Below are 11,996 nucleotides of genomic sequence, written 5' to 3'. Positions count from 1 at the left end.
CTCAATGATTTAATAGTGATCCTTTAACAAATTTAGAGATTATAGCTTATAAAAAAACCACCATTGCGGTGGTTTTTCCATTGTATATTTTCAGATACTTTATTCTTCTGTAAATCTTTCGATAACCTCGTTGCTTACTCCGGTATTCGAAAAGCCTCCATCATGGAACAAGTTCTGCATCGTTACCTTTCTGGTCAGATCCGAGAAAAGACTGATCGTATAGTCAGCACAATCTGCTGCCGTTGCATTTCCAAGAGGTGACATCTTCTCAGCATAGGCGATAAATCCACCGAAACCTTTAACTCCCTGACCGGCAGTTGTTGGTGTAGGTGACTGAGAAATAGTGTTTACACGTACTTTTTTATCCTTTCCAAAAAAGTAGCCAAAACTTCTTGCGATTGACTCCAGATACGCTTTATTATCTGCCATATCGTTATAGTCAGGGAAAGATCGCTGAGCGGCCATATAGGTCAGTGCTACAACACTTCCCCATTCATTCATCGCATCCTTCTTATACAAAGTTTGACAAACCTTATGAAAGGAAAGTGCAGAAACATCCCATCCTTTTTGTGTGAAATCATAATTTTCATCCGTGTAATGTCTTCCTTTTCTAACGTTTACAGACATTCCGATGGAATGCAATACGAAATCGAGTTTTCCACCGAGAATCTCCATTGCTTTCTCAACAAGATTTTCAAGGTCTTCGATACTTGTAGCATCAGCGGGAATGATCTGTGATCCCGTTTGTTCTGCCAGCTGATTGATCTGTCCCATTCGCATTGCGATAGGCGCATTGGTAAGTACAAATTCAGCTCCTTCTTCATGAGCTCTCACTGCGGTTTTCCAAGCAATTGAATTTTCATCCAGGGCTCCGAAGATGATCCCCTTCTTACCTTTTAATAAATTATATGACATATGTATTCAATTATTATTCTTTATTCAAAAAGTGATTCAAAAATATTCATTTTATTTCGAATCCTTTCTAAAAATAGTATTAAACCTTATACCTGTAAGGAAATACACAAATTGAAGGTCATTCAACCGGGCCTAACGCCTGATCTAAAAGTTCTACGGCATGCCTTCTGGCAGAGTCACTTATGTCTTTCCCTCCAAGCATTTCAGCGATCTCTATCACTCTTTCTTCCTGAGCCAGTTCACGAATGTTAGAACGGGTAGTTTCACCTTCCACTTCCTTATACACCTTGAACTGAGTATTACCTCGTGCAGCAACCTGCGGCAGGTGCGTGATGGTGAATACCTGCATCGTTTTGCTCATTTCCTGCATAATCGCTGCCATTCGGGTAGAAACCTCTCCGGACACTCCGGTATCAATCTCATCGAACATGATCGTTGGAAGTTGCATATATTTAGCAAGTATCGCTTTAATCACCAGCATTATTCGGGATAATTCTCCTCCGGAAGCTACTTTTTTCAATTCATTATAAGCTGAACCTTTATTCGCAGCAAACAGAAACTCCAGTACATCCGATCCATTGGTAAAGAAAGAATCTGATTTGGATAGTCTGATATCAAAGCTCGCATCAGGCATTCCAAGTGGTTTCAGTGCATTTTCCATATTCGCCTTCAGATTCCCGATCACGGAACTTCGACGATCACTGATCTCCTCCGCAACCACCATTACCTCTTCTCTTAGTTTCGCCACCAATGACTGAGCCTTCTCGATATCCTCACCCAGATTTTCAGTTACCCTGACCTTTACACCCAGATCTTCTCGTATTTGTATAAGTTCCTCAATTTCTATCACTCCATGCTTTTTCTGAAGATCGTAGATCTTTTGCAATTTCGCATGCAATTCTTCCAATCGGCCCGGATCGGCTTCGAGTTCTTCCTCTTTACGCTGGATCTCCCCATAGATATCGTCCAATTCTATATGGGTCGAGTGAACACGTTCAGCAATCGTTTTAAAACCAGAACCATAGGCAGCCAGCTTCTGTAATACAGCTTTCAATTCTGCCAGATTCCGGATCACCCCCATGCGTTCATCACCGAGAAGCTGGCTGCTATGAACGAGATATTCTCCAATAGATTCGATATTGTTGAGTTGCTCATATTCAGATTCCAACTCTTCCAGCATTCCCGGAACCAGTCCGGCCTCTTCCAGTTCCTGAAGAAGAAACTGGTTATAATCCAATTCTTTAATCGATTCCGACTGTTGCTTAGTCAACGCATCCAGATTTCGTACCGCATTAGTCCAGGCTTTAAGAACTTTACGGTACTCTTTAAGATGCTTTTCGTTACCAGCAACGGCATCGATCACCTGAAACTGAAATTCATTTTCCGTCAGTTTTAACGTCTGGTGCTGAGAATGGATATCGATAAGTTTTTCTCCCAAGGATGAAAGAACATCAAGACGTACCGGAGTATCGTTGACAAATGCCCGTGATTTACCCCCGGGAAGTATTTCTCTTCGAATTAGTGTGAGCTCTTCATAATCCAAATCTGATTCCTCAAAAAAGCCTTTCAGGTTGTAATGTCCGACCTTGAATCCAGCTTCAATGACACATTTTTCTTCTTCATTCTTCAAACTGGAAAGATCTGCACGCTTACCAAGAACCAGTGCCAATCCTCCCAGCAAAATTGATTTTCCGGCTCCGGTTTCCCCGGTAATGGTTGTAAACCCCTCTTTAAATTCGACATTCAGTGTATCGATGAGGGCATAATTCTTTATGGAAAGTGTTGTTAGCAATCGTATAGGTTTTTACCTCCCAAATATAACCGATATTTTAGAGGGGATAAAAGCCTGTTTAAAATTTTATCCTTTCCCAGGTTTTACTGTACAAAGGTGCTATTTTATTAAGGGTGGTGATCAGTGAGGCAATGTCTACATCAGGCCCATCAGAAAAAACATCTGCGATCTCCACCGATTTTGCATCGAAAAAAGTCTGAAGCACGAAAGAATTCGGTCGTGTACTGTTAAGACGCTCAAACAATTTCATCGATCCGGCTATAGACTGTTTTGCCAGTTTAGGATTGCCAACCAGATTGTCCATCCCGAGACGATGGTAGTTATAAAGTGCAAGCCGATATTCCCTGAACGTATTGGAAAGCAAGTTGTCGACGAGCTCCCATCGGGTTCGGTTTCCATCGGCCTGTTGCCAGCCGCTGTAACCACTCCCCTGCGCCAGGTTTACCACACGTTGAGCCTGTTTGAAATAATCGGTTCCGCCTTCACGTGAGAACGTATCGGCATCAATCCCCAGAATTATGTAGACATAATACGTGATAACCGAAGTTAGATTAGAATCAAAAGTGTTCGGATTAAAGTAAAGAGGTTGATATTCGATATAATTAAATGTGAATTGCTTATCCTGATGATTAAATACCGGACTCTGGTAGGAAGAGTTATATACAGGACGGTTTGATTGAATCTGTATGGTCCCGCCAAATACACTGGTGTCAAAAGAATTGATAGTGATCATCATACTACACTCTATCCTTTCATTCTGCCCAAAATCCCTATTCGTCCATTTCGTCTTATTGATGAAGTCACTCAATGAACGTTGCAAAGTATTAAAGATTTGCTTATTGGTCTGATCGACCTGATCGGAATTGACAATAACGGTACAGTTCAACTCCTGAGCTTGCAGAAATGAGATTCCTGCCAGGGCTAGAAATAAGATCAGGCTTTTACGCATGCAGACGGATGATGATTTGGTTAAAAATATCTTTGGCTACCGCTGACTTTGCTTTAAGTCCAAAAGCCTCAGATTTTAATTCTTTGTCTATAAATGTAATCTTATTTGTGGGTTTACCAAAACCTGCCCCTATGTCATTTAAAGAATTCAATACGATCGCATCCAGATTTTTTCGTTTCAGCTTGGCTACGGCATTATCGAATTCATTATTGGTTTCCAGTGCAAATCCTACCAGAAATCGATTTTCTTTAATACTTCCCAGCGAGGCCAGAATATCTTTGGTAGGTTCGAGATCGACCCGCATAACCGCACTGGCTTTTTTGATCTTGGTATCTGCCACTTCTTTCGGTCGATAATCAGCTACCGCAGCAGCCAGGATCGCTATATCACAATGCGCAAAATGTGCGTGTACCGCCTGATACATTTCTTCTGCAGAAACAACCGGGACCACCTTGATCTTTTCATCATTAAGAGTGAGTGCAGTCGGTCCGCTTACCAGAACGACCTCTGCACCTAATGCAGCCGCTTCCTGAGCTAAGGCGTACCCCATTTTCCCGGAAGAATGATTGCCTATGAACCGAACAGGGTCAATAGCTTCGTAGGTAGGACCCGCAGTGATCAACACCTTTTTGTCTCGTAAGGGGAGCCCGGAAATAATATGATTTTCGATAAACTGAAGGATATTCTCTGGTTCCGCCATTCTTCCTTTTCCGACGAGACCACTCGCAAGTTCTCCTTCCTCTGCAGGAATCATAATATTGCCAAAAGATTCCAGTTTACGAAAACTTTCCTGCGTAGTACGATGTGCATACATATCCAGATCCATGGCTGGTGCGAAATAAACCGGACATTTTGCAGACAGATATACAGCCAGCAATAGATTATCACAAGAACCATTCGCCATTTTTGACAGTGTATTCGCCGTTGCCGGCGCGACAATCATGAGATCGGCCCATAACCCCAGTTCCACATGGTTATTCCATGTTTCACCATCTTCATCACTATTTACGAATGAAGACAGTACCGGGTTTCCGGACAACGCAGAAAGCGTTAAAGGGGTAACGAAGTCCTTCGAACTCTCGGTCATTACCACTTTAACGCTTGCTCCGGCCTTTTTAAACAAACGTACTAAAAAAGCCGTTTTATATGCGGCAATTCCTCCGGAGATTCCAAGTAGAATGTTTTTGCCGCCAAGTACAGACATGCTGTTATTCCTTTTCGGTATTTCTGTAATAGATCTTATCTTCAAGCCATTCCTGAATAGCGATGGCATGAGGCTTTGGAAGTTTCTCATAGAACTTGGAAACTTCGATTTGTTCCTTATTCTCAAAGATCTCTTCCAGACTGTCGGTATAGGTCGCAAATTCTTCCAATTTTTCGATCAGTTCCTTTTTGATCTCCGCATTGATCTGGTTTGCTCTTTTAGCCACTACTGAAATAGCTTCATAGATATTTTGTGTAGGGGCATCGATCTCATTTCTGTTATAAGTAACAGTTGAAATAGGCGCATCTGAATTTCTCAAATCACTCATAGTCCTTATTTATTTACTGAAAATTTCTAAATCCTGTTGTAATTCAGCCACCATTTTGGTGACATCCTTTTGATATTTGGAATCCTTAAAGCTGGTATTCAAAGCAGCATAAGTCTCCATTGCATTATTTATACGTTCCTCTCTTTTGGAATAAATACTATTCTTAGCAAGGTTATATTCCGCTGTCAATTTGTAGAACAACGCATCTTCTCTGTAATCCGATCCCGGATTCTCCTTTAAAAATAATTCAAAGGAAGTGATCGAAGCAAAATAATCACCGATGGTATTATATTGTTTACCGATCTCAAACTGTTTCTTCTCCAGCTTCGTGCGTAATTCACGCATCATTTCATTGGCTTCCGGAAGGTATTCCGAATCGGGATAATCGTTGATAAACATTTGTAATCTGTTTATCGCCCCTTCTGTAGCCGTTTGATCGAGACTATATCGCGGCGAAGTAAAATACTCACTCTTCGCTCCCAGATAGGCTGACTCTTCAGCTTTCTCACTTCTTGGATAAGAAGTTGAAAAACGTTTGAACTGATAAGCGGCCAGGTAGTAATCTCCGGTTTGGTAATAACTATTGGCATAGAAATAAAAAATACGCTCTCCTTGTGGTTTACCCGTATAATTCGGAGCAATCTGGTCAAAAAGACGAATCGCCTTTTTATAATTACCATCGTTATACAATTGCTCAGCCATTTCGTATTTTTTCTTTACATCATCCTCTTTTAAAACCTTTTGGTACTCACTACATGAGGTTAGAGAGAGGCTCAGAAAAGCTGAGACATAAACGTATTTTAAATTTTTAATCATCCGGCAAAATTAGCTAATTAAATGAAATATAAAAAAGAATTTTAACAAGCTAAAAATAACGGCATTGTTTCAATTCAACCAACCTTTATATAAATTTTAACGAATTTATAGTTTTGACACCGAAAGGATCAAAAAAAAGCAGACCATACGGTCTGCTTTCCTGTAAGCGTCTTTCATCGCCCATTACATACTGAACTGGGATACTGAAATATAATTTGCTATTTTCTCTTTTAGAGTTTCAGAAGCCGCTACCAGAGGTAATCGAACTCCCGAGGAACACAATCCAAGTTGCTCAAATACCGCCTTGATACCCGCAGGATTTCCTTCTTCGAAAATATAATCGACAATGTCCATCAATTGATAATGCAACGTATTCGCCACGTCGATATTCCCGCGGAGTCCTTCGCGTACCATTCCAGAAAATTCTTTAGGGAATCCCTGTCCGATCACAGAAATAACTCCTGCACCACCTGCAAGGACCATCGGTAAGGTGATCATATCGTCACCTGAAATTACTTGAAAATGTTTAGGTTTTGACTTCAGCAAACGCATGGCTTGAACTATGTCTCCTGCTGCCTCTTTAATCCCTATTATATTGGAATAGGTTTCCGCAAGTTTGATCGCTGTCTTTGGCAATACGTTGGAAGCAGTTCGGCCCGGTACATTATACAGAATAACCGGTATCGGTGAATTCTCTGCTATCATACTAAAATGTCTGAAGATCCCTTCCTGAGTAGGCTTATTATAATAAGGAGACACAGAGAGAATGGCACTATATTCTGAAAGGTCTGTGTTTCGTAATTCTTCTACGACCGACATGGTATCATTACTTCCTACACCCAATACCATAGGCAACCTTCCTTTATTTGCTTCACTGATGGTTTGCTTCACCAGTTCCTTTTCCTGTTTGGACAATGTTGCAGATTCAGCGGTGGTTCCCAAAACAACGAGATACTCTACCCCTCCTTCAATTACATAATTAACGATCCTGGTCAATGCTTCTGTATCAACCGAAAGATCCGCCTTGAATGGTGTGATCAATGCAACACCTGTTCCTACAAAATTCGTCATACGTTATAACTTCTTTAAAATTTTAAGGTACTTTATCAGTTCCTCCTGAAAATCCCTGAAATTTCCTTCACCTACCTTCAGAATCAGATCATTTAAAATCGCATGCTCATCGGAAATGCCAACTTTAAAATCTGATCTGGTCAAAGCAGACACCAGCATCATTTCGATAACCGGGTCTGAATAGTAGTTAACCAACAGATCGTAATCCTTTTTCAAAAAATCCTCCAGTGCATCATCCTTCACCTTCCCTTTCACACCGATCGATTTCGGTGAAAATACCGGGATCAGATAATTTACGTTCTTCACTGCCTTTTCAACGTAACCCAGCATATGTACCGATTCGTTCGGGATATCCAAAGCATTTGCCAGATTGAGTAAAGGCCTGTAATCAACCAATTTGTCGTAATTAATGATAATTGCCAGTGATCTGAATTTACCTTCACCCTGCGATGAAGTTCTTTTTTTCCCTGATTCCTCCTCAATAATTTTATAAACTGATTTTTCTTTCAGACTTTTTAAAATCATGTAATTTTACATTGTTAATACAAAGGTAAAACTTTAAGTACTTTCAGGTTTCAAAATTATAAATCTTATGCGTTTTAATTTAAAACATTTTGTTATATTTATAACAATAGTTTCTTTGACCGGATGCAAGCAGGGTTCAGGTGGATTAGACCGGATTTCAGGGAAAGAAATAGGTATAACAGATTCTATATCAGGCATCGACAGTTACGACACCTATATAACACCTTATCGTCAGCACATCGATTCCGTACTCGATGATCCACTGGCTTATTCCAAAAAGACACTTTCAAAGAATGATGGAAAGTACAACACCGCCATCGGAAATCTTCTCGCAGATATTGTATATGAACAATCCGACCCGGTATTCTTCAAGCGAACAGGAAATCATATCGATGTGGTTCTTATAAATTTTGGAGGCATTCGCTCCATCATTTCCAAAGGTGCTGTTAGCAGAAGAACTGCTTTTGAAGTAATGCCATTTGAAAACACGGTACTTATTCTTGAGCTTACAGGAGTTCAAATGAAACAGATGGCAGATTATCTCCGAAAAAACAAACCACACCCCTTCCGCGGCATGAAAATCGTCATAGACAAAGATCATAATGTCAAATCATTTTTGATAAATGGTGAACCGGTAGCGGATGAAAAAACCTATTTTGTTGCCACATCAAATTATCTCGCATACGGAGGTGACGGAATGTACTTCCTGACCAATCCGGTAAGTTCCATGGAGATCGATTATCTGATCCGAAATGAGATGATCGATTATTTCACCAAGGTAGATACCATCGATCCGGTTACCGATGATCGTTTTATACAACTCCCATAATCTGAAGATGATGAAAAGAAGACAGTTTATACAGACCACCCTCGCCAGTTCAGCATTTATAACCGCTGGTGGCCTAAGCCTTACCTCATGTACCAAAGGAAGTGGTAAACATCTGACCATTTTACATACCAATGATGTACACAGCCATATAGACCCCTTCCCCGCAACACATGCAAAAAATCCGAATATGGGTGGCGTAGCAAGAAGAGCTGCGCTTATCGAAGATATCCGCAGCGAGAACCCTAACACCTTACTCTTTGATGCAGGTGATATTTTCCAAGGCACTCCCTATTTTAATTTTTACGGAGGTGAATTGGAATTTAAATTGATGAGCATGATGAACTATGATGCCGCAACCCTGGGGAATCATGATTTTGACAATGGTATAGAAGGCCTTTACGGACAATTGCCAAATGCAGGATTTGAGTTCATCAATGCCAACTATGATGTTTCCAACACCATACTTGACGGCCATATCAAACCTTATAAAGTTTATCTGAAAGATGGTATTCGCATCGGCGTGTTCGGTCTCGGAATCGAACTTAAAGATCTTGTCAGTAAGAATCTGTATAAAGAAACCGTATATCAGGATCCCCTAGAGATCGCAACGGATATTTCCCGAGTTTTAAAAGAAGAGGAAAAATGCGACCTTGTCGTATGCCTTTCACACCTAGGTTACTCCTATGAAAGCGAGAAGATCTCTGACCTTAAACTCGCTAAAAACACAAAACATATCGATCTTATCATCGGTGGCCATACCCATACCTTTTTAGACAAACCAACGGTTGTAATGAACAAAGCTGACAAACAGGTTTTGGTAAATCAAGTGGGATGCTATGGTATCTTCCTGGGAAGGATCGATTTTTATTTTGAAAATGGGATCAACGAAAGTAAGGCGGTCAGTATATCTGTTTAAAGTTAAATTCGTTATTGAAGCGCATAATAAAAAAATATCCCACGACCCCTGCTGTCGCATAGGTCAATTCAAAAAATCGCAAAGGGGTTATATATGCATATAGCCCCATCATAATATCTCCTACCACAAAGGATAAAGCGATGATAACGGCAAAAAGACTCATCTTATTCTCATCGTTAAAATAACCCATCAGAGAAATTATCATAAAAGCGCTAAGCACTATTGAATATAATAATACATAAATATAGTTATCTCCCAGATCCTTTCCGAAAATATCTTTTATGGAGTAGTTATAATAGATAAACCATAATATGATGACCGGTAAGGCAGAAAACAACAACTTCTTTACATTAAGATCTCTGATCGCTCTGAAACAGATATAGATGAAGACCAAGTGACTAATCGCAAAACAAGCCAGAGAAACCGGCGCCAGTGATCGATACGCCAGTGCTACTGCCAGGTCCCCCAGAAAACATGCTGAAATTATAATGATCGGAAAAGGATGCCTTTTTTTATGTGTTCTCATATATTCTACAAAAACCACCGGCATCAGCAGCATTCGGGCAATATGTATGAGGATATCTGATTCGAAAATTTCACAGATCAAATAGAATAATGCAAAAATGAAATAAACGATCCAGCCCTGTTTTGATTTCATAACATATTGAGAAAATCATCCTCGGAGATTATCGCCACTCCCAGCTTCTCAGCCTTATCCTTTTTACTGGGCCCCATATTTGCACCAGCCACTACATAGTTCGTTTTGGACGAAATAGACGAAGCCACTTTACCTCCGTTGTCTTCGATTAGTTTTTTTAGTTCGTTACGGGATACTTTTTCAAACACCCCGGAAACAACAAAAGTAACACCTTTGAGGGCGTCACTAAGATTTTCCAGTTTATCTGCAGAAATTTCCAGTTGAACACCATAATCACGTAATCTTTTTACTATTAAAACATTACCTTCATCACTGAAAAACTCGATAACACTTTCGGCTATCTTTATACCGATCTCATCCACTGCACAAAGTTCTTCCAAGGAAGCTTTACTAATATTCTCAATCGATCCGAAGGCTCTTGCAAGCTTTTTTGCAACGGTTTCACCTACATAGCGAATCCCAAGTGCGAACAAAACACGTTCAAAAGGAATCTCTTTAGATTTTTCAATGCCATTAACCAGATTTTCAGCCGACTTTTCAGCCATGCGTTCCAAAGGAACCACCTGATCCTTGGTAAGCTCATAAAGATCAGCATAATTGTCGATCAATCCCTCCTTGAACAACAATTCCACCGTCTCACTACCTAAACCTTCTATATCCATCGCCTTTCTGGAAATATAATGCTGAATTCTTCCGGTTATCTGAGGAGGACAACCATAGGTATTCGGGCAATAATGTTGTGCTTCACCCGGTTTTCTGATTAAAGGAGTTCCACATTCAGGACAGTTTGAAATATAGGATAGCGGAAGGCTTTCCGGATCTCGCTTCGTAAAATCTACAGCGATAATCTTAGGTATGATCTCCCCTCCTTTTTCCACAAACACTTCATCCCCGATACGAATATCAAGTTTTTCCATTTGATCTGCATTATGGAGCGAGGCCCTTTTTACCGTAGTTCCAGCTAGTAGTACCGGTTCCAGATTCGCAACCGGAGTCACGGCTCCGGTTCTTCCTACCTGGTAGCTGATACTATTCAAACGGGTTGACACCTGTTCGGCTTTAAACTTATAAGCCATTGCCCAACGTGGTGATTTTGCCGTATATCCCAGTTCTTCCTGCTGCACAATATCGTTCACTTTGATCACGACACCATCGGTCTCATAAGGCATCGCATGCCTGTGAATATCCCAGTAATCCACAAATTCAAATACTTCCTGTACAGTATGGCATAATCTGGCAGTATCAGGAACTTTGAAGCCCCATTCACGTGCTTTTTGCAGACTTTCAAACTGAGTATGGACGCCAAGATTATTTCCGGTCAGATTATAGAGTAAACAATCAAGAGGACGTCGCGCTACTTCAGCACTATCCTGAAGTTTAAGACTTCCACTGGCCGTATTTCTCGGGTTCATATATGGATCTTCTCCGGCCTCGATACGCTCCTGATTCATTTTTGTGAAACCTTCATAAGGAAGAATGATCTCTCCCCTGATATCGAATTTCGGCGGATAATCACCGCGTAAAACCAAAGGTACCGAACGGATCGTTTTCACATTGTTGGTCACATCATCTCCCTGAAAACCATCTCCTCGGGTCACTGCCCGTAAAAGCTTCCCGTTTTCATATGTGATACTTATCGATGCACCATCATATTTCAATTCACAGGTGAAATTAACATTCTCAGCACCGAGTATCTTTTCGATTCGTTTTTCCCATTCCAGCAAATCTTCCCGTGAATATGAATTATCAAGCGAATACATTCTGTGCTCATGGACCACAGTTTCAAAGTTTCTGGTGATCATCCCTCCTACACGTACGGATGGGGAATTAGGATCATAGAATTCAGGATGAGCCTCTTCAAGCTCCTGTAACTCCTTAAGTTTCATATCGAATTCAAAATCGGATATAACCGGACTATCCAATACATAATAGCTATAATTATGCTTAGACAATTCTTCTCTTAAGTTCTTGATCTTCTCTTCGATATTCATAT

At 40.6% G+C, this 11,996-nt stretch carries 12 protein-coding genes; 2 read left to right on the top strand and 10 right to left on the bottom strand.

Annotated elements, in window-relative coordinates:
• Positions 1–99: 99 nt before the first annotated feature.
• The 8 genes from DMZ48_RS18170 to DMZ48_RS18135 form a co-directional block, all read right to left on the bottom strand.
• Complete coding sequence (locus tag DMZ48_RS18170) at positions 100–915, bottom strand: enoyl-ACP reductase FabI (RefSeq protein WP_143956598.1); 816 nt, start codon at positions 913–915, stop codon at positions 100–102.
• Between the two features lie 118 nt (positions 916–1,033).
• Entirely contained in the window at positions 1,034–2,707 is a 1,674-nt protein-coding gene (gene recN / locus DMZ48_RS18165) for a DNA repair protein RecN (protein WP_143956597.1), read from the bottom strand.
• 58 nt (positions 2,708–2,765) lie between these two features.
• Complete coding sequence (porD, locus tag DMZ48_RS18160; protein ID WP_143956596.1) at positions 2,766–3,656, bottom strand: type IX secretion system protein PorD; 891 nt, start codon at positions 3,654–3,656, stop codon at positions 2,766–2,768.
• Positions 3,649–4,860: a bifunctional phosphopantothenoylcysteine decarboxylase/phosphopantothenate--cysteine ligase CoaBC gene (gene coaBC, locus DMZ48_RS18155; protein ID WP_143956595.1), complete on the bottom strand. Its 1,212-nt coding sequence runs from the start codon at positions 4,858–4,860 to the stop codon at positions 3,649–3,651. The genes porD and coaBC overlap by 8 nt, the downstream gene beginning before the upstream one ends.
• Positions 4,861–4,864: 4 nt before the next feature.
• Positions 4,865–5,188: a DNA-directed RNA polymerase subunit omega gene (locus tag DMZ48_RS18150; RefSeq protein ID WP_143956594.1), complete on the bottom strand. Its 324-nt coding sequence runs from the start codon at positions 5,186–5,188 to the stop codon at positions 4,865–4,867.
• A gap of 9 nt (positions 5,189–5,197) precedes the next feature.
• Positions 5,198–6,004 carry an outer membrane protein assembly factor BamD gene (locus DMZ48_RS18145; protein ID WP_143956593.1) on the bottom strand — a complete coding sequence of 269 codons (807 nt, stop codon included), beginning with the start codon at positions 6,002–6,004 and terminating at the stop codon, positions 5,198–5,200.
• Between the two features lie 183 nt (positions 6,005–6,187).
• Positions 6,188–7,075, bottom strand: coding sequence for a 4-hydroxy-tetrahydrodipicolinate synthase (gene dapA, locus DMZ48_RS18140; protein WP_143956592.1), 888 nt, complete (start codon positions 7,073–7,075; stop codon positions 6,188–6,190).
• Between the two features lie 3 nt (positions 7,076–7,078).
• Entirely contained in the window at positions 7,079–7,600 is a 522-nt protein-coding gene (locus DMZ48_RS18135) for a DUF6913 domain-containing protein (protein ID WP_143956591.1), read from the bottom strand.
• 67 nt (positions 7,601–7,667) lie between these two features.
• Between DMZ48_RS18135 and DMZ48_RS18130 the strand changes: the two genes are divergently transcribed.
• Together DMZ48_RS18130 and DMZ48_RS18125 are read left to right on the top strand one after the other, a co-directional pair.
• Positions 7,668–8,429, top strand: a complete 762-nt coding sequence (locus DMZ48_RS18130) for a 5'-nucleotidase C-terminal domain-containing protein (RefSeq protein ID WP_143956590.1) — start codon at positions 7,668–7,670, stop codon at positions 8,427–8,429.
• Between the two features lie 10 nt (positions 8,430–8,439).
• Positions 8,440–9,345: a bifunctional metallophosphatase/5'-nucleotidase gene (locus tag DMZ48_RS18125; RefSeq protein ID WP_143956623.1), complete on the top strand. Its 906-nt coding sequence runs from the start codon at positions 8,440–8,442 to the stop codon at positions 9,343–9,345.
• Here the strand turns inward: DMZ48_RS18125 and DMZ48_RS18120 are convergent.
• Together DMZ48_RS18120 and ligA are read right to left on the bottom strand one after the other, a co-directional pair.
• Positions 9,329–10,003: a lysoplasmalogenase family protein gene (locus DMZ48_RS18120; protein WP_143956589.1), complete on the bottom strand. Its 675-nt coding sequence runs from the start codon at positions 10,001–10,003 to the stop codon at positions 9,329–9,331. The two genes, DMZ48_RS18125 and DMZ48_RS18120, sit on opposite strands and share 17 nt — an antisense overlap.
• Positions 10,000–11,994, bottom strand: coding sequence for an NAD-dependent DNA ligase LigA (gene ligA / locus DMZ48_RS18115; protein WP_143956588.1), 1,995 nt, complete (start codon positions 11,992–11,994; stop codon positions 10,000–10,002). Before ligA ends, DMZ48_RS18120 begins: the two co-directional genes overlap by 4 nt.
• Between the last annotated feature and the right edge of the window lie 2 nt (positions 11,995–11,996).

The sequence above is a fragment of the Robertkochia solimangrovi genome (genome assembly GCF_007279655.1).
GTDB classification, from domain to species: Bacteria; Bacteroidota; Bacteroidia; order Flavobacteriales; family Flavobacteriaceae; genus Robertkochia; species Robertkochia solimangrovi.
Note: the sequence above shows the minus strand (reverse complement) of the source record. Positions and strands in the feature narration are given on the sequence as shown.

What these genes read in the sequence shown, in the direction of transcription:
- DMZ48_RS18130 (WP_143956590.1), top strand. Translation starts at nt 7,668, where the DNA reads ATGCGTTTTAATTTAAAACATTTTGTTATATTTATAACAATAGTTTCT.
- DMZ48_RS18150 (WP_143956594.1), bottom strand. Translation starts at nt 5,188, where the DNA reads ATGAGTGATTTGAGAAATTCAGATGCGCCTATTTCAACTGTTACTTAT.
- DMZ48_RS18120 (WP_143956589.1), bottom strand. Translation starts at nt 10,003, where the DNA reads ATGAAATCAAAACAGGGCTGGATCGTTTATTTCATTTTTGCATTATTC.
- dapA (WP_143956592.1), bottom strand. Translation starts at nt 7,075, where the DNA reads ATGACGAATTTTGTAGGAACAGGTGTTGCATTGATCACACCATTCAAG.
- DMZ48_RS18135 (WP_143956591.1), bottom strand. Translation starts at nt 7,600, where the DNA reads ATGATTTTAAAAAGTCTGAAAGAAAAATCAGTTTATAAAATTATTGAG.
- ligA (WP_143956588.1), bottom strand. Translation starts at nt 11,994, where the DNA reads ATGAATATCGAAGAGAAGATCAAGAACTTAAGAGAAGAATTGTCTAAG.
- coaBC (WP_143956595.1), bottom strand. Translation starts at nt 4,860, where the DNA reads ATGTCTGTACTTGGCGGCAAAAACATTCTACTTGGAATCTCCGGAGGA.
- porD (WP_143956596.1), bottom strand. Translation starts at nt 3,656, where the DNA reads ATGCGTAAAAGCCTGATCTTATTTCTAGCCCTGGCAGGAATCTCATTT.
- DMZ48_RS18170 (WP_143956598.1), bottom strand. Translation starts at nt 915, where the DNA reads ATGTCATATAATTTATTAAAAGGTAAGAAGGGGATCATCTTCGGAGCC.
- DMZ48_RS18145 (WP_143956593.1), bottom strand. Translation starts at nt 6,004, where the DNA reads ATGATTAAAAATTTAAAATACGTTTATGTCTCAGCTTTTCTGAGCCTC.
- DMZ48_RS18125 (WP_143956623.1), top strand. Translation starts at nt 8,440, where the DNA reads ATGAAAAGAAGACAGTTTATACAGACCACCCTCGCCAGTTCAGCATTT.